General features: G+C 59.3%; 18 protein-coding genes. 2 read left to right on the forward strand and 16 right to left on the reverse strand.

Going from position 1 to position 22,014, the window contains the following annotated elements:
* Positions 1-913 precede the first annotated feature (913 nt).
* The 3 genes from ACODSZ_RS20210 to ACODSZ_RS20220 form a co-directional block, all read right to left on the reverse strand.
* A complete protein-coding gene (locus ACODSZ_RS20210; RefSeq protein ID WP_008331915.1) occupies positions 914-2,206 on the reverse strand; it encodes a Glu/Leu/Phe/Val family dehydrogenase in 1,293 nt (430 codons plus the stop codon).
* A 328-nt stretch (positions 2,207-2,534) separates the two neighbouring features.
* The gene (locus ACODSZ_RS20215) at positions 2,535-3,575 is read right to left on the reverse strand and encodes a LysR family transcriptional regulator (RefSeq protein ID WP_488928412.1); all 1,041 of its coding nucleotides are present in this window, start codon (positions 3,573-3,575) and stop codon (positions 2,535-2,537) included.
* Positions 3,576-3,662: 87 nt separating this feature from the next.
* Entirely contained in the window at positions 3,663-5,567 is a 1,905-nt protein-coding gene (locus tag ACODSZ_RS20220) for an ABCB family ABC transporter ATP-binding protein/permease (protein WP_175344703.1), read from the reverse strand.
* A 153-nt stretch (positions 5,568-5,720) separates the two neighbouring features.
* Between ACODSZ_RS20220 and ACODSZ_RS20225 the strand changes: the two genes are divergently transcribed.
* Positions 5,721-6,155, forward strand: coding sequence for an acyl-CoA thioesterase (locus ACODSZ_RS20225; RefSeq protein ID WP_175344704.1), 435 nt, complete (start codon positions 5,721-5,723; stop codon positions 6,153-6,155).
* 113 nt (positions 6,156-6,268) lie between these two features.
* Positions 6,269-7,219 (forward strand): 2-hydroxyacid dehydrogenase, encoded by a 951-nt coding sequence (locus ACODSZ_RS20230; RefSeq protein ID WP_488928413.1) that lies wholly within the window; start codon positions 6,269-6,271, stop codon positions 7,217-7,219.
* Positions 7,220-7,364: 145 nt separating this feature from the next.
* On the opposite strand, the gene ACODSZ_RS20235 is transcribed toward ACODSZ_RS20230, so the two are convergent.
* The 13 genes from ACODSZ_RS20235 to ACODSZ_RS20295 all read right to left on the reverse strand — a co-directional run bounded on the left by ACODSZ_RS20235 (position 7,365) and on the right by ACODSZ_RS20295 (position 21,794).
* Entirely contained in the window at positions 7,365-8,042 is a 678-nt protein-coding gene (locus ACODSZ_RS20235) for a GAD-like domain-containing protein (protein WP_488928414.1), read from the reverse strand.
* A 95-nt stretch (positions 8,043-8,137) separates the two neighbouring features.
* The gene (locus ACODSZ_RS20240) at positions 8,138-8,803 is read right to left on the reverse strand and encodes a GAD-like domain-containing protein (protein WP_488928415.1); all 666 of its coding nucleotides are present in this window, start codon (positions 8,801-8,803) and stop codon (positions 8,138-8,140) included.
* Between the two features lie 45 nt (positions 8,804-8,848).
* A complete protein-coding gene (locus tag ACODSZ_RS20245) occupies positions 8,849-9,292 on the reverse strand; it encodes a hypothetical protein (RefSeq protein WP_488928416.1) in 444 nt (147 codons plus the stop codon).
* A gap of 13 nt (positions 9,293-9,305) precedes the next feature.
* Positions 9,306-9,755, reverse strand: a complete 450-nt coding sequence (locus tag ACODSZ_RS20250) for a hypothetical protein (protein WP_488928417.1) — start codon at positions 9,753-9,755, stop codon at positions 9,306-9,308.
* Positions 9,756-9,851: 96 nt separating this feature from the next.
* Positions 9,852-10,313 (reverse strand): hypothetical protein, encoded by a 462-nt coding sequence (locus ACODSZ_RS20255; RefSeq protein ID WP_488928418.1) that lies wholly within the window; start codon positions 10,311-10,313, stop codon positions 9,852-9,854.
* Positions 10,314-10,445: 132 nt separating this feature from the next.
* A complete protein-coding gene (locus tag ACODSZ_RS20260; protein WP_488928419.1) occupies positions 10,446-11,111 on the reverse strand; it encodes a GAD-like domain-containing protein in 666 nt (221 codons plus the stop codon).
* On the reverse strand, positions 11,108-12,229 hold the full coding sequence (locus tag ACODSZ_RS20265; RefSeq protein WP_488928420.1) for a polymorphic toxin type 15 domain-containing protein: 1,122 nt from the start codon (positions 12,227-12,229) through the stop codon (positions 11,108-11,110). The genes ACODSZ_RS20260 and ACODSZ_RS20265 overlap by 4 nt, the downstream gene beginning before the upstream one ends.
* Before the next feature lie 100 nt (positions 12,230-12,329).
* Complete coding sequence (locus ACODSZ_RS20270) at positions 12,330-12,683, reverse strand: DUF4150 domain-containing protein (protein ID WP_488928421.1); 354 nt, start codon at positions 12,681-12,683, stop codon at positions 12,330-12,332.
* 9 nt (positions 12,684-12,692) lie between these two features.
* Positions 12,693-14,114 (reverse strand): DUF2169 family type VI secretion system accessory protein, encoded by a 1,422-nt coding sequence (locus ACODSZ_RS20275; RefSeq protein WP_488928422.1) that lies wholly within the window; start codon positions 14,112-14,114, stop codon positions 12,693-12,695.
* 13 nt (positions 14,115-14,127) lie between these two features.
* Positions 14,128-16,260, reverse strand: coding sequence for a type VI secretion system Vgr family protein (locus ACODSZ_RS20280; protein ID WP_488928423.1), 2,133 nt, complete (start codon positions 16,258-16,260; stop codon positions 14,128-14,130).
* Between the two features lie 327 nt (positions 16,261-16,587).
* Complete coding sequence (locus ACODSZ_RS20285; RefSeq protein WP_488928424.1) at positions 16,588-18,288, reverse strand: long-chain fatty acid--CoA ligase; 1,701 nt, start codon at positions 18,286-18,288, stop codon at positions 16,588-16,590.
* Positions 18,289-18,540: 252 nt separating this feature from the next.
* Complete coding sequence (locus tag ACODSZ_RS20290; protein ID WP_488928425.1) at positions 18,541-19,686, reverse strand: aminopeptidase; 1,146 nt, start codon at positions 19,684-19,686, stop codon at positions 18,541-18,543.
* An 8-nt stretch (positions 19,687-19,694) separates the two neighbouring features.
* Positions 19,695-21,794 carry a molybdopterin-containing oxidoreductase family protein gene (locus tag ACODSZ_RS20295; RefSeq protein ID WP_299541234.1) on the reverse strand — a complete coding sequence of 700 codons (2,100 nt, stop codon included), beginning with the start codon at positions 21,792-21,794 and terminating at the stop codon, positions 19,695-19,697.
* Between the last annotated feature and the right edge of the window lie 220 nt (positions 21,795-22,014).

Raw genomic sequence — 22,014 nt, forward strand, 5'->3', positions numbered from 1 at the left:
GGAAAAATTTTTTACGTAACGTATCAAATGACCCGCTGGCGGATCCGCTTGCGCGGAGCCCGACATCGGGCTGGCCGGCCGTATTGACGAACCTGTTATTGTTCTCTGCCGTGTCGCCTATTCTGTGTGCTAACACAGTTCTTTGCCAGCTTTGTTTGATGCACCACTGGCGACGTCTTGCAACGACCACCCCCTCGGTGATCCACAGGCTGGCAAATTACCCAAGCGCAACTGGCGGCGGGCGCATTGTACGACATATGCCGCCCGGTCAGGCAATCCGCAAAAACCCTCATGGCCGCAACACCACGATCCGATGCGCTGAGGACGGCTTCGCACCACGCAGGAAGCGCTGGCCCAGCCACAGACGCCACGACAGCACCCCCGTTCCGGTCAGCAATATCCATGCCAGAAACCAACTGCGCAGGCCACACGCGAGCGTGCGGGCGCAGCCGACGACACGCTCTGTCGAGGCGACGGGCAAGGGCTTCGAGAGAATCCGGAAGTGGCAGCGCCAAGCCCGTGTGGAGGCGGCTTGCGAGGCGATATGAAGAAAAGTGCAAGGAAGGAGCGAGCGCAGCGTCCTGGGGGCGAATGCGAGTGCGGCAGGAGTGAAGGGATGTGTCAAAAACACGTCGCCTCGTCCAGAGTGCAAGATCGGCCGGCACGCCCTGCGAGGCAGACGCCGAACCGGACGCACATGCGGCAGCGCCCGGCATGTCGATGCCGGGTCCCGTACTGAAGATATTGCGCCGCAAGGCTGGTTGGCCTGCGGTGCGCATGCGCACTGCAACCACGTCTCCTCCGAACCAGAGTGTTCTGGAATCATGGCCGACGATCTGTGGCGCACTGCGCCGCCGTCTTGGGCCGTGGTGGTCCGGTGCTCGCCGGACCGATCTTTCAAGGCATCACTGCATCACGGATACAGACCGCGCATCTCGCGCGCCTGCAGCACGCGGGTACAGGCCACGATGAAGGCCGCCGTACGCAGCGACACCTTCTTCTCTTCGGCCAGCTGCCAGACGGCGGCAAAGGCTTCGCGCATGATGCGGGTCAGGCGCAGGTTGATTTCGTCTTCGGTCCAGAAGAAGCTGGAGAAGTCCTGCACCCATTCGAAGTAGCTCACCGTCACGCCACCGGCGTTGGCAATCACGTCGGGCACGATCAGCACGCCCTTGTCGCGCAGGATGTCGTCGGCAGCCGGCGTGGTCGGGCCGTTGGCGCCTTCCAGGATGATCTTGGCCTTGATCTGATTGGCGTTGGCTTCGGTGATCTGCTGTTCCAGTGCGGCAGGCACCAGAATGTCGCAGTCGACCGACCAGAATTGGGCACGATCGGTGATCTCGTCCGCACCAGGGAAACCCTTGACGCTGCCATTGCTGGCGACGTACGCCTGCAGTGCCGGCACGTCCAGGCCAGCGGCGTTGAAGACCGTGGTCACGTGATCCTGCACGGCCACCACCTTGGCGCCGGCTTCAGCGAACAGGCGTGCAGCGATGCCGCCGACGTTGCCGAAACCTTGCACCGCGACCTTGGCATCCTTGATGTCCATGCCGCGCTTGACAGCGGCTTCGCAACCGACCACGAAGACGCCGCGACCGGTGGCTTCATGACGGCCGAGGCTACCGCCCAGCGAGATGGGCTTGCCGGTAACCACGCCCGAAGAGGTGCTGCCCTGGTTCATGGAATAGGTATCCATCATCCAGGCCATGATCTGCGAATCAGTGTTGACGTCGGGAGCCGGAATGTCCTTGTTGGGGCCGATGATGATGCCGATCTCGCTGGTATAGCGGCGCGTGACGCGCTGCAGCTCACCACGGGAGAGAGTCTTGGGATCGACGCGGATACCGCCCTTGGCGCCACCATAGGGCACGTTCACGGCGGCATTCTTGACGGTCATCCAGGCCGACAGCGCCATCACTTCGGAGAGCGTCACATCCTGGTGGAAACGCACGCCGCCCTTGCCGGGGCCGCGCGAGGTGTTGTGCTGCACGCGGTAGCCTTCGAAGTGGGCGATGGTGCCATCGTCACGTTCGATGGGGACATCAACCACCAGGATGCGCTTGGGTCGCTTCAGGGTTTCCACCCAGCGCGCCAGCGAGCCCAGGTAGGGCGTCACGCGGTCGATCTGTTCGAGATACACGCCCCACGGACCGATGCCGTGCGGGACGAGATAGGAAGGCACTTCGTGATTAGGTACGTTCGACATGATGCAATCGCTCCTTTGGATAGCCGTGCTGTTCAAGACGAGAGGCCTGCAAATTCCGAAGTTCGCCAGGGCATGTTACTCCGTCGGCAGCGGCCTGCAAGTCGCGCCGGCAGGGCGCGCACCAAGGCGGCGACGGAGGCGCGCCTGCCAGCCCGGCCCTGGTGCGCCAGCTGGAAATTCGTGCCTGTCCGATTCAGCGCCGCCATCGTAGCCAGCCGGCCAAAACAAGGCTAATGCTTTGTGAGCATGTAATTATGCAGCGCCTGCATAACCTTTGGAAACCCTCTGTCACAAAGGGATTGCGCCGTTCGAGCCTGTTAATTTTCGATCAGGATTCGCGTTTTTCAGTAGTGCGTGCCGACTTTGCACCCGCAGCCCTTGCGGGGCTGGCGGGAGCCGCCCTGGGACGCTCACCACGCTCGCTGCGCCCCGTCTTTTCTTGCCGCTGCGCATCCAGATCCACCAGGTATTCCCACAGCCGCGCCACCAGCGCCTTGCCGGTACGCTGCGCGGTCGGACGTTCACGATAGAGGCGGATTTCCATCTCCACTTCCCACTCCCCGGTCGGACCATCAGTGCGGGCGAGCTGGCGATTGCGCACCTCGCGCACCACCGAGGATTCCGGCAGGAAGGCCACCCCGTGCCCCTCCAGCGCCATCATCTTGAGACTTTCCGACATGTCGGTCTCGTAGTGCTTCATCAGGTGCAGCGGGCGCTTGGTGTCGGCCATCATCAGTTCCACCATGCGGCCCAGGTAGGCATTGCTGGTGTAGGAAAGAAACGGCACGGGCGCCTTGGCACTGCCCGGAAAGACGTAATCCGGCTTGCCATTGCGGTCGCAGCGCGAATACGGACGCAGGGTTTCGGTGCCCATGGTGAGCATGTCGTAGCGGCTGGCATCGAGCTGCACCGGCTGACGCGGATGGTGATAGCACAGCAGCAGGTCGCAGCCGCCTTCGACGATGGTCATGACGGCATCGTGGACGTTGAGCGCGATCAGGCGGGTATTGATGGAGCCGAACCCCGACTCCAGGGCGCTCAACCACTTGGGCATGTAGGTCAGCGAGAGCGTATGGGGGACGGCGAAGTCGATGGTGGTCTGGGCCGTGGGCCGCTTGCCGCGCAGCAGGGCGCGGGTGTTGTTGATCTGGCCCAGCATGGCCACGGCCTGTTCATAGAAGACTTCGCCGGCGGCCGTCAGGCGCGTGGGATAGGAGGTGCGGTCGATCAGGTCGGTGCCCAGCCAGGCTTCCAGCGACTGGATGCGCCGCGAGAAGGCCGGTTGCGTCACATGCCGCAACTCCGCCGAGCGACTGAAACTGCGCGTCTCCGCCAGGGAGACGAAATCCTCAAGCCATTTGCTTTCCATTGCCCGCCCACTTCCCTTTCCAGGTCGAATGGGCGAATTGTGCCGCTGCGCCCGCGCCGGCGCAAGCTGCACGCGCGTATGGAGGTCTTAGCGCCGTCCGGCCGGCATCAGCACCGTGGGTTCGGCGTCCGGCTCGCCTGCCGGCACGGCGCCCTCGGGTTGCGGCAGCGCCGAACCACCCTCGTCCTCGGCCCCGGCCTGCTGGCGCAGCCACATCTGCGCATACAGACCATTGGCCATCAACAGTCCTGCATGCGTACCACGTTCGACGATGCGACCGTGATCCATCACCAGGATCTGGTGGGCATTGACGATGGTGGACAGGCGATGCGCAATGACCAGCGTGGTCCGCTCACGGGCGATTTCTTCGAGCTGTTGCTGGATGGCCTGCTCGGCGCGCGAGTCGAGGGCCGAGGTGGCTTCATCGAAGATGAGGATGGCCGGATCCTTGAGCAGGGTGCGGGCAATCGCCACGCGCTGCTTTTCACCGCCCGACAATTTCAGTCCCCGCTCGCCGACCATGCTCGCATAGCCTTCCGGCAGTGATTCGATGAAGTCGTGGATATAGGCCGCCTTGGCCGCCGCCACGATCTGCTCTCGCGTGGCGCCGGGCTTGCCGTAGGCGATGTTGTACTCGATGGTGTCGTTGAACAGCACCGTGTCCTGAGGGACGATGCCGATGGCCTGGCGCAGCGAGGCTTGCGTGACATTGCGCACATCCTGCGCGTCGATACGGATGGCGCCCTGGTCGACGTCGTAGAAGCGATACAGCAAACGCGACAGCGTCGACTTGCCCGAACCGCTGTGGCCGACCACGGCGGTGGTGGTGCCGGCCTGCACCTTGAAATCGACATCGAAGAGGATCTGGCGATTGCGCTCGTAGCTGAAGTCCACATGCTCGAAATGCAGTTCCGCACCTTGCGTCCTGAGCGGCTGCGCACCGGGCCGGTCGGCCACTTCGCGGTTTTCTTCCAGCAGCGAGAACAGGCGTTCCATGTCCGCCAGACTCTGCTTGATTTCACGATAGAGCACACCGAGGAAATTGAGTGGAATGTACAACTGGATCATGAAGGCATTGACCAGCACCATGTCCCCCAGAGTCATGCTGCCATCGATGACACCGGCGATGGCGCGCCACAGGATGAGCGTGACCGCAATGGCGATGATGGCGGACTGCCCGGTATTGAGCAGCGAGAGCGAACTCTGCGATTTCACCGCCGCGCGCTCATAGCGCTGCAGACCTTCGTCATAGCGGCGCGCCTCAAATTCCTCGTTGCCGAAATACTTCACCGTCTCGTAGTTGAGCAGCGAATCGATGGCGCGCGTATTGGCGTGCGAATCCAGCTCGTTCATGGTACGGCGGAAATGCGTGCGCCACTCGGTGACCGTGATGGTGAAGAGGATGTAGAGCACCAGCGCACCGGCGGTGATCAATGAGAACCAGATGTCGTAATGCGTGATGAGATAGGCCAGCACCAGCACGATCTCGATGATGGTGGGCAAGATCGAGAAGAGCGTATAGGACACCAGCGTAGAGACGCCACGCGTACCGCGTTCGATGTCGCGCGTCATGCCGCCGGTCTGGCGATTCAGGTGGAAGCGCAGCGACAGCGCATGCAGATGGCGGAACACCTGCAGCGCGATGGTCCGCACCGCCCGCTGGGTGACGCGGGCGAACATCAGTTCACGCAATTCGGTAAAGAGTGCGGTGGCCAGCCGCAGCGCGCCATAGGCCACCAGCAGCCCGAGCGGCAACACCAGCAGGGCTTGCGGATGGGCGGGCGTGATGGTCATGGCATCGACCAGCTTCTTCAACACCAGCGGCACGCCTACATTGGCCAGCTTGGCACCGACCAGGAAGGCCAGCGCCAGCATCACGCGCCATTTGTAGGTCCACAGGTAGGGCAGCAGCGTGCGCACGACTTCCCAGTCGCCGCGCTGGCGTTTGATGGGGGCTTGGGTCGGGGACGAGGAATTCGGATAGCGGCGCATGGGGCGGATCACAAAGGAAGAAGGTCGTGCACCACAGACCAGCAAAAGCGCAACATCCGATACACTAGCCTCTTGCCGCGCCTGCGGGCGCAAAACCGAATTATAAGAGCCATCCCGGCGCCCTGCCGGGGCTCACCTGCAAAGGAGCCTTCCATGTCACCCACCGTTCCCCAACTTCCGCCGGGCAAGGCGCCGCAATTGCGCGTCATGCCCATGCCGTCGGATGCCAACGTCTATGGCGACGTCTTCGGTGGCTGGATCATGGCCCAGGTCGACATCGCCGGTTCACTGCCGGCTACGCGCCGCGCCAACGGGCGGGTGGCGACGATTGCGGTCAATTCCTTCCTGTTCAAGAATCCGGTGTTCGTGGGAGACCTGCTGTCCTTCTATGCCGATATCGTCAAGGTCGGCAATACCTCCATCACGGTCAACGTTGAAGTGTATGCCGAGCGCAATCGCCTGCAGACCGAAATCGTCAAGGTGACCGAAGCCACCCTCACCTACGTGGCCACCGATGAAAACCGCAAGCCGCGGCCGTTGCCGCCGCTGGATCCGGTGCGCGAAGCGGGGGCCAGCCCGGCGATCTGAGCGCCGCTCTTCCCATCCTGCGGGCTTGAAAATTTTTCAGCCCGCAGGGTGCGGCACAGACGTATCGTTATGCCTCCCTCTCTGCCTTCCTCTTCCTCATCTTCATATTGCCCATGACCTCCTCCAGCCGCCCTGTCGTCCTCATCGTCGCCCGTCTGCCGCAGCACCTGCTGGACTTGCTGCAGCAGAACTTCACCTGCCACAACCTCATCCTCGATCCGCTCACCGATGAAGCGCTGGCTGCCATCGCGCCGCAGGTGCGCGGCATTGCTGCCAATGGCGAAGCCAAGGTCGGGCGCGATTTCATGGCGCGCTTCCCGGCGCTGGAGATTGTCTCGGTGTTCGGGGTCGGCTATGACGGGGTGGATGTACCGGCCGCCCGCGAGCGTGGCATCCATGTGACCCACACGCCTGACGTGCTCACCGAGGATGTGGCCGACATGGCCATTGCCCTGATGCTGGCCGTGGCACGCAACGTGGTGCGGGCCGACCGCTTTGCCCGCAGCGGCGAATGGAAGAAGGGGCCCTTCCCCTTCACCACCAAGGTCAGCGGCGCGCGCCTGGGCATCGTCGGCCTGGGCCGCATCGGGCAAGCCATCGCACAGCGTGCGGCGGCGTTCGACATGCAGATTGCGTATCACAACCGTTCGCGCAAGGATGTGCCTTACACCTATGTGGAAGACATCGTCTCGCTGGCGCGCGAGGTCGATTTCCTGGTGATGATCACGCCGGGTGGCGCGGGGACGCGGGCGCTGGTCAATGCCGAAGTGCTGGAAGCGCTGGGACCCAAGGGCTTCCTCATCAATGTGGCGCGTGGTTCGGTGGTGGACGAAAAGGCGCTCATCGCGGCGCTGCAGGCTGGCAAGATTGCCGGTGCGGGGCTGGACGTATTCGAGAACGAACCGAACATTCCGGCCGAACTGGCCGCGCTGGAGAACGTGGTGCTGACGCCGCACATGGCTAGCGGCACGCTGGTCACCAGGACGGCCATGGCGGAACTGGCGTTCACCAATTTGCAGGCGCATTTTTCTGGCAAGCCGGTGCTGACGCCGGTGCCTGACTGAAGCTTCATACAGGGGAAAAGCCGCCGCCGGAAGGGGTTCACGGACAGCGGCTTTTTGCTGATGGGTTCAGGGTGAGCGGTTTCGGTCCAAGGAGTCTTGCCCTGAGTCATTCCGTACTTGGGTGATGACTTGCTTAGCGCTATCACTACTGTGTGTCTGACTCGTCAAGCCACTCTTCAATGTTGATCCCCGAGAATGGGAATGTCGGCTCGCCGAACATGCGGAGAAGCGTCAGGTGCACATTGGCCTTCACTTTCACCAGATTTTCGAGCAGGAAGCTCCCGCCCAGGACGATGGCGGGCTGGAAACCATATATTTCATGCGGTTCAAGCGGACCTAGTTTGGATCGCGCACGTTCAAAGAGGGGCTGACCATCCTCGTCTTTCAGGTCAAACTGATCCGGCTCAACGCACGCGAATAACGAACGAATCGAAAAATCCAAGTCTTCCTTGGATTTGGGCTTCAGTTCATTTTCGAAAGCAGAGACGCTATGGAGCACGCAGTTCATCGAAACGCTGCTGCCTGTCTTCTCACCACACACGTAAAGTTTGCCAAATGCAGACCTCGCAATGACGTGGAAGACGTCAACTCCCTCCAATTCGGTGTCCGCGAGCCAATCATCGACGAGACCTGCATAGTCATCAGGGTTGACTGTGCAAAAGAGTCCATTGGCATATTCGCACCAGCCTTCTTGCTCCCAGTATTTCAATAGCTGATCGGGCAGCTTATTGCGCCATTTTTTCAGGCTTTTGGCCGGTACCGGAGTGCGCTTGGTCGCCTCGCCAAATTTGCTTGAAAAATATTCGAAGTCTTCATCTCTCATCTCGTTTCCTTGGTTTTTTTCCTTTTAGAAAAATAAGGTGCTACGCCTGTTTTTTAACTATCTTTTTTTGAGTCATCCTTTCATGGCTGCATGGTTCAAGAATTGAGCAACTTTTCGATATCGATACCCGAGAGTGGCAATTCCGGATCGGCGAATTGACGGAGAATCGTCAGGTGTACCTTGGCATTCACTTTTGCCAGATTTTCGAGGAGAACTTTTCCGCCGAGTACGATGGCGGGCTCGAATCCATAGATTTCGTGCGGTTCAAGTGGGCCGAGTTTTGACCTGGCGCGTTCAAAGAGCGGCTGTCCGTCCTCGTCTTTTATATCAAATCGTGCTGGCTTACTGAACGCAAAAAGTGAACGGATTGAATAATCCAGGTCTTCGTTAGTTTTCGCCTTTAATTCATTCTGTAGAGCGGAGACCATATTGAGAGCGCAGGCAATCGTGACGCCACGACCCGTCTTCTCACCACACACATAGAGATCGCCAAATGCAGTCCTTGCAATCACATGAAATAAGTCAATCTCATCCAATCCTGTTTCGGCAAGCCACACATCAACGAGGTCTTCATAGTCATCAGGGTTAACTATGCTGAAGAGGCCATTCGCATATTCGCACCATCCTTCTTGCTCCCAGTATTTCAATAACTTATCTGGCAGCTTACCGCGCCATTTCTCAACGCTTGCGGCGGGCACCATGGAACTCTTTGTAGCCTCGCCAAAGTTACTAATAAAATATTTGAATCCTTCGTCTCTCATCTCACTCACTTGCCACGGCAAAACCTTCAATGACATCGCAGGCAATCAAAGGCGTCGATTTTTTGACAGCCAATCCCATCGCCCATTTGCAAACGCTGTCACCGATTTGTCATTGTCATCGTCGTACAGGAATCCGCCGGCGGCCAATCCGAGTTTGAGAAAGATACTCGCACCAGCAATTGAAAGAGGTGCGTTGTCCCAATCATGCAGAACCTTAAAAGCATATGGGCCTGGAACCTCGAACAATTTGAGTCCATTCAGTTGGACATCTGAAAGATTGGGAGACAGACTAATCTCCAACAACCTCTCGCCTGTTTCCGAAAAAGATAACTGTAGACCGTTCTCGCTCCAAAACTCTTTTGTTTCTCCGGAGAAGAGACTTTTCTCTACGGATAACGGCGCGCCTAAAACTGTATGAACCTCGCCCTTAGTCATTCCAAACTTAAGTGGTCCGACGCCTATGTAAGACGTAATGATATGTTCTTGCATGACGGTCAAAAATTCAAAGCTGATACGCTCCCATTGCCTCAAGATCTTCATCCCAATGGCCGCGAGAAAAAGCTGAGATTGCCAGGTCGTCGTCGTCAGAATGCTCGAATCCCGTCACCGAAATACCGAGGTTCTTGAGCACAATTATTCCCACATCTTCATAAGCGTCTTTATCGAGATTCAATAGTTCGACAAGGCGACTTCTTTTTGGCGGCAAGAATATCTGGATATTTTCTATTCTGGCATCAGTACAACGTCGTGAGAGGCCGATCTCAACGAGCTTGTTTTCGGATGAGTATGTTGTCGATACACTGCCTCTGTACTCTACATACTGCTTTAAGAAATTCATCGAACGGCTGTGGGATTCCCCCCAGAGCTGAGCGACCTCAGCAGGTGTCATTCCGAAGCGGACGTCATCAACTCCAACATAGGGAATGACTTCTTCTATCTTCAGGGGGGCCATGAAATTTTTTCCAGGGTTGCCGTTTCGATTATGAAATCTGACCGCGTTGAACGGTTTAGGAATTCTGATCACTGGACGTATTGAGATGTAATGGATTTAAAAATTGGCTAAATCAAAAGGCTTCAAGTCACTAAGTTGGCCATCCCAGCGGCCTCGTGCGAACACGGTGACTGCCCGCTGGCAAATGTCATCATCATGAAATCCCGTCAGCGTCATACCGAGATTGAGCAACACGATAAATCCAACACTTTCGTAGGGACTGCCGTCGATATTGACCAGGCTGCTGAATACATCCCGTGGTGGATCAGTGAATAGCTTGATGCCTTCATACTCCAATTCGAGTATGTTGCGGCTGAACCCCACTTCAACGAGCTCGTTAGTATTCAATCCGTAAGTAATAAGTAGTCCATTTTCTCTTCTGTACTCGATGGTCTCCCCCAAGAAGCCTTTCTTCTTTCTGGACGCAGCGCCGATTAACTCTTCGACGATTGCATGGGTCATACCAAAGCGAAGATGTCCAGCACCTATATGCGGCTTGATGTCAAAGCGGCTCGCCATAGTTTTCCTGCTAATTCAGTAATCCGTGGTCTTCGTTTTCCATCTCAAGGTCTTAGCGTGATCTATTCCAAACCCGGGTGACCTATGCCTGCGTTTGGCTGAATGTTGAATCGCCCGCCGTGGCGGCATGTTTCAAGAGTCGAGTAATTTTTCAATATCGATCCCTGAGAATGGCAGTTCCGGGTCGGCGAATTGACGGAGAATCGTCAGGTGCACATTGGCATTCACTTTTGCCAGATTTTCCAGGAGGATCTTTCCCCCTAGTACGATGGCGGGCTCGAATCCATATATTTCGTGTGCTTCAAGCGGACCGAGTTTCGACCTGACGCGTTCGAAGAGCGGCTGTCCATTCTCATCTTCCATGTCAAACTGGGCTGGATTACTGAACGCAAAAAACGAACGGATTGAAGAATCCAGGTCTTCCTTAGTTTTAACTTTCAATCGATTCTGTAGCGCAGAGACCATATTGAGGCCGCATACAATCGTTACGCTTCGCCCTGTCTTCTCACCGCACACATAGAGCGTGCCAAATGCAGACCTTGCAATTACATGGAAGGCATCAATCTCATCCAATCCGGTGTCTGTAAGCCACTCATCAACGATATCTTCATAGTCATCAGGATCAACAGTGCAAAAGAGGCCATTCGCATATTCGCACCAGCCTTCTTGCTCCCAGTATTTCAATAACTGATCGGGCAGCTTGTTGCGCCATTTCTCAAGGCTTTTCGCTGGCACCGAAGTGCTCTTGGTAGCCTCGCCAAATTTGCTAATAAAATATTCGAAGTCTTCATCTCTCATCTAATTCCCTTGCCACGGCAAGGCTCCAGTTTGACATTCATTTTTTGATTTCCGCGACCATTATCGATTGCATGCTTGGCTTCACGATCCATCTCCTGCACTCGGGTCAGCGGCTTCAGCCCCGAATTCCCGCTCCCAGGCGGCGTGTAAGCCTGGTTCCAGCTCGCTCCAATTGACTTGTTCACGTCAGCGCGGCCGATACTCGTCGTTTTATGTCGCATCCAGCCTCCAGCGACCATGTCTGGCTCATGCAGAGCGGCTAATTTCTCCATCAGTTCCTTTGCACGAATCCCGGCCTTTACATCTGCCTCTACCCTGCTCATGCCTTGCTGACGATTGCTCTCGGCAATACCGTCAGATATGTCTTTAAGGGTACTTTGCCGATGCGTGGCTTGTGCCGCGGTGGCCGCCGGATTCCGATTCATTTTCTTAAACGCATCCCTAGCCATCGCGTATTCACTAGCAGTCAGACTGTTGATAGCCTCCTCTTGACGTCTGAGCTGCTCCGCCATTTCTTTTAAAAACGCCTTCTGTTCCTCCTTGCTCATCCGCATGAATTGTTTCTTATCATACGGATGGAAACAAGGCACTTTAAACTGCCGGGCCTTGACGGTGACGTCCTTCTTGGGCTTTTTAGGTGGCTGGGGGCCAGGTGCAGCTTCCTTGGCGACTTTAGCTTCTCGCGCAACTCTTGCGGCTTCCTCTGCTTCCTTGGCCGTCTTGGCCGCTTTGGCAAGTTCTTCCGCCTCATGCGCGCCCTTGCCAATCCGAGATGCCGTTCCTGCACCCTTTGCCATGCCAACCGCGCGCTTGGCAACCTTGCCCACGGTGGTGACGACTTTGCCACCCGGTATCATGCTTGCCGCAGCAATCCCCGCTTCAACATAGTCGCCTTCGGCCGTATAGATCGCCGCATCGATCGCACCGGTGATGACAGACAACCCCGGAACGAAGCTGGCAACGCCCAGCACCCCATGCACCCAGGGACTGGACTTCTGCCAAAACGTTTTCTCGGCCGCAGTCTCTGCCTTGATGGCAGCATTGGCTCCGCCACCGCGCGGCTCGATGCGCGTGACGGACCTGTCCGCCTGTTCGAGGATGACTCCCTTGGTCGTCATGGCAGCGCACCCCGCATCCGGTCAGCACGGTGGCAAGCCACTTCGCAAAGGCGCACTGCATCCATCAGGACGAGAAGAGAATGAAGCCTTCGCATCATGCTCAACTCGCCAGATTCATGTCGCACTCGTCGCCGTGGCGCACGACGAACTTCTTCTCCACGCGCACGCTGGCGGAGCTCTTTGCAGGGCGGACCTTTCCCTTGTTGACACCGGATCTCATGCCACCGCCCGTTCCGGCTTCGTTGCCGGTCACGCGCGTGACAAGGCTGTCACCGAACAGAAAAACCGGGTCGCCATTGACCCGGACCGATTTGGCCACCTGTACGCTATCGCTCAAGTCGGCAATGACGGGATACGGCACCGGCACCATGTTCGGTCCCATCGGTGTCTTGCAGACGTCGGGTACGAGACTGACGGCCTTGAAGATGCCGTTCTTGCGGGCAGCTGTGGGCATGGAGTTCTCTCAAGCGTTGGTTGGCAGCGATTGGTTCGGCAGGCTCGCCGAAGGCGGGGACGCAGGGTCTTGGGCAGGTTCACGCAAGGCGTCGGCCTCGGCGCGTGACAGCACCCGTGCTTCAAGCACCCGGACGTCTGGCGAGCAGGCGACCGTCGCGCGCCAGACGCAAACGACGGAGGGTTTCTTGTCGGGGGAGTTGGGAGTGGGGGCTACATCGACGATCACCGTATCGAGCTTGGCGGCGAGTTCGGCTATGCGGCCATCTTCAAAGCGGACCAGCACAAACGGCAAATGCCCCGGCAGCGTGAACGACAGCAGCGTGTTGCCTGCAGCGTCCTGTGCTGTTGCGGCACCCGCAGGACAGAGGTTGGACAGCGTGATGGTTTCATCGCCATCCAGATGCGGAATGACTTGCTGGTCCGCAGGGGCAGCGTTCCAATACGCAAAATCAAAATCAGCGGGCAACCCGGGATGCCGCCCCTCCAGCCACTGCTGGTCGTAAGTGCCCGCGAGGCGCAGGCGGGGCTGCCAGGCGCGTCCGACCATGCCCAAACCCACTGGAATGTACGCTTCGCCAAAACGCAGCAGCGGCTGATTGAGCGCCTGAATTTGCGGCGCTGGTATCCGGTTTGTTTTTGTCGCACGGAGATACCAATCCTCTGCGAAGCCAAGGCCTATCGGATTGTGTTCATGCACCGCATGGGCGATGGCTTGCTGCATATCGCCGTCAGTGGCAGATTCCGGCAGCGGCTTGCGCTCTGGCAGTCGATGCTTTTTGTTCACACGTGCGGCAGCCGGCTCGGTTTCAAGAATCTTGTTCTCGCCCCCGTAGGCATATTCGTAACGCAGTGGCAGCGTCGTGATGGCTTGCGGTGTGCTCAGCTTCCATGCGGGAAGCGCGAACAGCGTCAGCGCCCGGAGCAAGGCAGAACGCCTGCGCCATTCGCGTGGACCCGTGACAAGCAGCGTCTTGGAGAAAATGAGCGGGCCTTGCCTGGCCTGCTCCGTCAGGCGCACGCACTCTTGCCGCCACTGCGCCACGCGCTCGGGCGAAGCATGCTGCAAGGGATTCAAGCCATGAGGTTCAGGCGGCAACTCGGGCTCGACCGGTGCGCCGTTGATCTTGATGGCGACCTCGAACTGGCGGGCCGCGCGTCCCTGCGGCGCATGCGCGTCGGCAATGACGATGACGTCGGTATGCGGCTTGTACGGCGCCAGATCCGATTCCTGCCTGACGCTGGAACGGTTCAGTTCGCCGTAGTACTCGTCGGAGGTGACCAGCGGCGTTTGCTCGGGTGCGAGCAAGAGCTGGCCGTCGGGCTGCAACTCAAAGGTGAGTCGCATGACGACGACGTGAAAGCGCTGGTCATGCTGGTCGAGCGCGTCGAACGCCATCGCCGGATAAGGCGTGAGGTTGCGAAATTCCATGATCAGTGCCCGGTTAGTTGATATCGACGTCTTTGCCGGACAACTGCATCGGCCCGCTGGCCTCGATGCCGATCTCGGCACCGTTGATGGAGATCTTGCCGTCGGCCGTCATGCGCAAACTGGCCTTGCCCACCGAAATGGAAAGCTCCTCACCCGCCGTGATCGACAGGGTGTTGCCGACCTTGGTGATCTGGTTGATGCCAACGACCGTCGCCATCACAGTGCCCACGTTGAGGTTGTAGGCCAGGCCGACGTTTTCCATGCGGCCCATGCCGACGTTCTGCATGTAGGCCATGCCGATGGTTTCGGTCTTCATCCGCGCAACATGAGTCGACCAGTTCTTGCCGATCTGGTCCTTGCGGTTCTTGCCGATGGTCTTGGTACGGTTGCTGCCGATGCTGATGGTTTCGTTGTTGTCGACCGTCTCGGTACGGTTGTTGTGGACCGTGATGGTCTCGTCGTTGTCGACCGTCTCGGTGCGGTCATGCCCGATGTGGGAGGTCTCGTCGTGGTCGATGGTCTTGCGGCGATCATGGCCGACCCATTTGTCTTCGTCGTGCTCGACCTCGGTCAGCTGGTCGCGCTCGGCGTGCAGCCATAACTGCTCCTGGCCCTTCTTGTCTTCGAAGCGCAGCGCATTGGCATGGTCGTAGCCGCCCTTGGGCGTTGACCGCGTCAGGATGCCGCTCTGGGTCTTGTTCGCCGGCAGCTCCCAGGCGGGCATGTTGGCGGCATTGGGCACCATGCCGGTGATGAGTCCGCGATCCGGATTACCGTCCAGGAATTGCACGATGACTTCACAACCGATGCGGGGAATGAAGGTCGCGCCGAAGTTCGAACCTGCCCAGGCAGTGGCCACCCGCAGCCAGGCCGAACTCCCTTCATCGAACTCGCCGTCGCGGTCCCAATGAAATTGGACTTTGACCCGGCCATACTCATCCGTGTAGATTTCTTCGCCCTTGGGGCCCACGATAGTGGCCGTTTGCAGGCCATAGATTTTTGGTTCGACGCTGTTGAAGCCGCGGCCGGGACGCCAGGGAATGAGCTTGCGGATACAGGTGAAGCGGTTCTCGTAGTGCGGCGCAATGCCGTTGTTGACGTGGTAGTTGTTGGTGGCACTGTGGTGCGTGTCGATGATGAGGAATTCGCACTCTTCCTTGCTGCCGCCGTCGAAGTGGCCGGTGAGACGGAACCAGCGGCCAGGTACCACGTTGCGGTTGTTGCCTGCGGCCTCGAAGAACTTGCCCGCTTGTTCGAATTCTTCCATGCGTTGCGTGGCGAGAAGGTCGCCGTCCTGGCGATCCTTGAATCCATAGGCACCGGCGTATTCGTAGGCCTCCTTGCGCAGGACCAGACCTTGATTGTTGCGTGTCGGGACCTCGACGGTTTTTGGCCAGGGGGATTTGAAATCGTAGGAAGTCAGGGTCACGCTTGCAGGCATGATGTGCCGCTCAGCTGACCATTCATGGATACCGTCTTCTTCCTGCGAACCGGCATGACGCTGGAAGGCGATCTCTACGCCATCGATGGCCTCAGCCAGGGTGGAGTCGTCGCCCAGTACCAGCTTGTGACCGTTGGCCGTATGTTCATAGGCATAGTGCCAGCCTGCGGCCTCCCAGCGCCTGCTCAGGTAATTGTGGTCGGACTCGTTGAACTGGCACGCCTCGGTCACGGGCAGGTCTTCCCCGTGATGGCGGAACTCCCAATCGGGCAAGGCGCTGTAATGCTCGAAGATGCGCCGCGTCTGCTCGTACAAACCCACACCATGGAACAGCATGCAGTTCGTGCGCAAGGAAAGATACTTCAGCCAGGGGCCTAGCCTGGCTTCGTAGAATGCGATATCGCCATCAGTCCTGACGAACCGGAAGCTGAAGACGTAACCGGTAAAGTAGCGCAGGCTGCCGTCTTGGCGGACAAGCTCCACGCAAAGCAGTTTGCCTTGGAGGTCCTTGAGTTCGAGCGTGGCATTGTCGGCCAACAGCTCGACGGTGAATTCGAAGTCGCGTGACAGACCTTCGCTGGCGTCGAGCTTGTTGACGAGCAGTTCAGAAAGGGGAGCGTCGTTGTGTGGGAAAGTGAGCCGCAGAATGCGGGCGTGCTGATAGTCTGAAAGCAGCTGTTCCAGACCCTGGAGGGTTTTGCGCATGCAGGATTCCTGTGTTCATCAAGTTTCCCTCCCTGATGTAACACCGGCGCGCATTTTAATATTTCCCGATGGAAACGTGCAACTTCTGAATGACGACGGCGGGTGACTGCATGAATATTTACCCAAAGGTGCGATGCACCTTCAGGCGGGGAGCCGGCCTGCCTCTCCAGAGAATCCGATCTGCACAGGAAAATGACGACTCACCACCAGCCATGTCCTGTGAGCCCGAACTGAAAAGGCCTGAGTCCGGTGCAATACCGAACTCAGGCCTTGATGTAAAAAACTGACTGACGAACTTTAGCGAATCAGATTACGGCAGCACTTGCATCACGCCGCCTGCTTCTGCGCCGCCTTCGCAGGATCATCCCGCAACTCGCGGCGCAGGATCTTGCCCACGTTGGTCTTGGGCAACTCATCACGGAACTCGATGTACTTCGGCTTCTTGTAGCCGGTGAACTGTTCCTTGCAGTACGCCATCAACTGCTCGCTGGTCAGCGACTTGTCCTTGCGCACCACGAAGAGCTTGACCGCTTCGCCGGTATGCTCATCGGGCACACCAACGCAGGCGCATTCCAGCACACCGGGATGCTGCGCCACCACGCCTTCGATTTCATTCGGATAGACGTTGAAGCCGGAGACCAGGATCATGTCCTTCTTGCGGTCCACGATCCTGGTGTAGCCGCGCGCGTCCATCACACCGATGTCACCGGTCTTGAAGAAGCCGTCCGGTGTCATGACCTTGGCCGTCTCGTCAGGACGCTGCCAGTAACCCGGCATCACCTGCGGACCACGAATGGCGATCTCGCCCGGCTGGCCCAGTGGCACAGGCTGGCCGTCGTCATCGAGGATGGCGATTTCGGTGGACGGCAGCGGCAGGCCGATGGTCCCGGTGTATTCATCAATGGTGCAGGGGTTCGCGCTGGCAATGGGCGAAGTTTCGGACAAACCGTAACCTTCGATGATGGGGCAGCCGGTCAGCTTCTTCCACTTGTCGGCCACACTCTTCTGCACCGCCATGCCGCCACCCACGCAGCAGCGATAGCCGGAGAAATCCAGCTTGGCAAAGTCGGCATTGTTGAGCAGCGCGTTGTAAAGCGTATTGACCGCCGGGAAGGTATTGACCTTGTACTTGGCCAGCTCCTTGACGAACCCCGGAATATCGCGCGGATTCGGGATCAGCAGGTTCAGCGCACCTTCACGCGTGCCCAGCAGGTTGCAGACGGTGAGCGCAAAGATGTGATACAGCGGCAGTGCGCAGACGAACACCAGCTGGTCGATGGGCTTGCCGGACTTCAGCGCCGGGGTCAGCCATTCTTCGGCTTGCAGCACGTTGGCGATCAGGTTGCGATGGGTCAGCACCGCCCCCTTGGCCACGCCCGTGGTACCGCCAGTGTATTGCAGGAAGGCGACATCATCGGGCGTGAGCGATACCTTCTGCAAGGTCTTGCCCTCACCCTGCGACAGCGCGCGGCTGAAGGAGACGGCATTGGGCAGCGACCAGGCCGGCACCATCTTCTTGACGTGCCGCACCACCAGGTTGACGATGGCCCCCTTGAGCGTGCCGAGCAGCTCGCCCATGCTGGCTACCACGATGTGCTTGACCTGGGTATGGGCTACCACCTTCTGCAACGTGCAGGCAAAGTTCTCCAGCACGAAGATGGCTTCGGCACCGGAATCCTTCAGTTGGTGTTCCAGCTCGCGGGCAGTGTAGAGCGGATTGACGTTGACCACCGTGTAGCCGGCACGCAGGATGGCGGCAATGGCGATCGGGTATTGCAGCACGTTGGGCATCATGATCGCCACGCGAGCCCCCTTCTGCAGGCCCAGGCCTTGCAGCCACGCGCCCATGGCACGCGACATGGCATCGAGTTCGCCATAGCGGAGATACTTGCCCATGCAGACGTAAGCGTTCCGATCGGCATGCTTGGCGAAAGCCTCTTCGATCATCTGCACCAGCGAACCATAAGCGCTGGGATCGATATCAGCGGGAACGCCTGCGGGATACGATGCAAGCCAGAATCTTTCCATAGTGTGTCCTCTGTCTCCAGTCATAACGTGCGCTGGGGCTGGGCAGTGAAGCAAGACCACCGCGTTGGCGCGCACAGCAAAAAAAGCACGAGTGTTTTTTTATTTAACGCAGATGCTATCCAGCATTCGACGGCGGGGCAAGCATTTTGCGCCCCAAATTTGAGATTTTTTGCAAAATGGCTGCCAACGGCAGCGATATCACGGTCAGTCCCGGCCTGTTACGTTCAACGGCAAGCCAGCGACTGCCCAAATTTATCCGGCATAATACGCCGGCCTACCGTCCTTGGGCCGGCCATTGGTGCAGGGTGGAAATATTTCTGCATCGGCCTTGCCCCTGCTCAAGGGCACATCACCGAGGGCGGCATGACGTGCCGCCTTGTCCATGCGCGACAGCGTGCGCACCTTGTCATAGAAATCAGGGAAGCCACTGCTACGCGCAAACAATTGACGGAACGCCGGCACCAGATCGTGATACGCCCCCACCAGCGCCAGATGCGCATTGGACAAGGGCATGGCAAACCAGCGGTCGTAACCGGCATAGCCGTGCCAGCGGCTGGCCTTGATCTGCGCGTATTCGGCACGCAGGGCGGCGAAGATGGCGGCCTTGCACTGGCGTTTTTGGGCGTCACTGGCGTGGCTGTCGTAGTTTTCCTTCAACCGGGCGCGATACTTGTCCAGCAGGGCCAGGAATTCGCGCTTGCGGGCGGCAAAGCGGTGGTAGGCCTCGACCATCTCCGGATCGTGGCGCGCCGCCAGCCAGCGCTCCACGCCCAGCTCTTCCACGGCCACCGCAAAGCCTTCATTGAAGGAAGTATCACCAGGCGCATACACCGTCTGGTGCGCCAGCTCATGGAAGATCAGCCGCGCCAGTTCGCCATCGGGATACTGGATGAAGGTCGAGATCACCGGATCATCGAACCAGCCCAGCGTGGAATATGCCGGCACGCCCGCCACCTGGACGTCGTAGCCCTCGGCCTTGAGCGTCTCGGCATAGGCCTGGGCATCCTTGAGATGATAGTAGCCGCGATAGTCCACGCAGCCCGCAATCGGGAAGCACCATTGCTTGGGCTGGAGCGAAAGTTCGGGTGCGGCCACCACGTTCCACAGCACGAAGGGCCGGTCCAGCTGGGCATAGCTGCGATAGCTGCCATTGTCGGGCAGATCCAGTTCGGTGACGGCGTAGCGGCGGATCTCGCGCACGGTCTGCAACTTGGCCTTGAGCGCAGACGAGGTAGCGGGATCATCAATCCAATCCTGCAGCGGCTTGGCCTGGGCCAGCAGCGAAAACTGGCCATGTGCGGCCTGGGCGTAATACGAGACGCTTGAGCATCCCGTGAGCGCCCACAGCGCCGCCAGCGCGGCAACGATGGCGCCCCATCGCACACGGCGGCGCAGCACGGAAAACCTCAGGCCGCCACCGGCTGCTGCAGTTTCTCCACCTGCACCAGTACGTCGTAGAAAGTCGGCGCATTGCCCATGTCGGTCAGGCGCTGGCTGGTGACTTCGTTGGCGTTCTTGCCATCGGCGGCAAATTTCTTCCACCAGATCGACAGGCCCACCACCAGTCCCATGCGCGCCTTGTCGGTCACGCGCACGCGTGCCTGCATGCTGCCGCGGTCATTGAAGATGCGGACCGTCTCACCCTGGGCGATGCCGCGTGCGGCGGCATCCTGCGGGTGCATGTCGAGGTGCGGCTCACCTTCCGTATCACGCAGGCTCTGCACGTTGACGAAGGAGGAATTGAGGAAATTGCGTGCCGGCGGCGAGATCATCGCCAGCGGGTATTTCGCGCCCAGCTGCGGATTGCTGGCCACCGATTCGTAGGGCGCGATATAGGTCGGCAACGGATCGAGACCTGCGGCCTTCATCTGCTCGGAATAGAACTCGCACTTGCCCGAGGGCGTGGCAAACCCGCCTTCGGCAAAGGGCGCCACCGGCACCGACAGGCGCTGCCAGCCCTTCTGCTTCAACTGTTCCCAGTCGTAGCCGACGCTGCGCGGGTCGTCGCGCTTGAAGGCCACGGCGGCCAACTGATCGTCGCTGTCCTTGAAGCAGTCCTCTGCAAAGCCCATCGCTGCGGCCAGCAGGCGGAAGATCTCGGTATTCGGTTTGGCCTCGCCCAGCGGGGCGATGGCGGCATTGTTGGCCATCATGTAGACGTGGCCATACGAGGCATGCACATCGATGTGCTCCAGCTGCGTAGTCGCGGGCAGGAGGATATCGGCATAGTCGGCGGTATCGGTCTGGAAATGTTCCAGCACCACCGTGAACAGATCCTCACGCGCAAAGCCCTGCGCCACCTTGCCCGACTCCGGGGCCACCGCCACCGGGTTGGAGTTGTAGACGATCACCGCCTCCACCTGGGGACCGAAGTCGGGCGAAGCCGGCTTCAACAAGTCATCGCCGATGGTGCTCATGTTGATGACGCGGCTGGGCTTGCCATGACGCGCGGCCAGGTCGGGCCGGCTCAGGGCGGCGGCATCCTTGGGGAAGCTGTCCGACACCGACAACTGGATGCCTCCCGAAGCATGACGCCATGCACCGACCAGCGCCGGCAGGCAGGCCACATTGCGCGCGGCCATGCCACCGCCGCGTACGCGCTGCAGGCCGTAATTGGCGCGGATGAAGGCGCCCTCCCCGGCCAGCGCGACGCGGCCGTATTCGCGGGCCAGGTTCTGCACTTCGTCCGCACTGATGCCGCACACTTCAGCGGTACGGGCCGGAGTCCATTCAGCCACGCGCTCCTTGAGCTGGTCGAAGCCCAGCGTGTAGCGTGCGATGTAATCGTGGTCCAGCAAGTCTTCTGCGATCAGCACGTGCATCAGGCCCAGCGCCAGCGCGGCATCGGTGCCGGGCAAGAGCGCGATGTGCTGGTGGCATTTCTCCGCGGTCAGCGAGCGATATGGATCAATGGCGATCAGGCGTGCACCGTTGCGCTTGGCCGCTTGCACACGGGTCCAGAAATGCAGGTTGGAGGCAATCGGATTGCCGCCCCAGATGATGATGAGCTTGGCGTGATCGACCTGCTCCAGGTCGGCACCGATGCGCGCGCCGATGGTGTAGCGATAGCCTGCGCCACCGGCCGAGGCGCAGATGGTGCGGTCCAGTTGCGAGGCACCGAGACGGTTGAAGAAACGGCCGGCCATCGATTCGCCCTGCACTTGGCCCATGGTCCCGGCATAGCTGTAGGGCAGGATGGCTTGCGGATCGCGCAGGGCAATCTCGCCCAGGCGTTGCGCGATGGTGGCGATGGCCTCCTCCCAGCTGATGCGCTCGAACCTGCCCTCGCCCTTCTTGCCGACGCGGCGCATGGGATGCAGCAGGCGGTCCTTGTGATAGGTGCGCTCGGCATAGCGCGAGACCTTGGTGCAGAGCACGCCGGCGGTCGGCGGATGATCGGGGTCGCCGCGCACTTCGGTGGCCACGCCATCCTTGACGGTCACCAGCAAGGCGCAGGTATCGGGGCAATCATGGGGACAGGCGGCACGGACGATGGTGGTGGTCATGGCAGAAAAGAAAGCGGGGAAAGAAAAAACGGAAGCCCTCGGCGCACGCGAGGCAAGAAGCTACTTTATCTTAAAATGGCACGTCACGAATTTTCCGTAGTGCTGCCATGTCTCCTTCACCGCACTTCTGGCACCTCTGATAAAAATGTGCATGCCAGGCAGGCTCGCGGCCGCTGTATTGAACGAAATTGCACAGGCGCTCTTGCGCCGCCAAGGCGCG

Source organism: Herbaspirillum sp. FG34 (genome assembly GCF_057809315.1).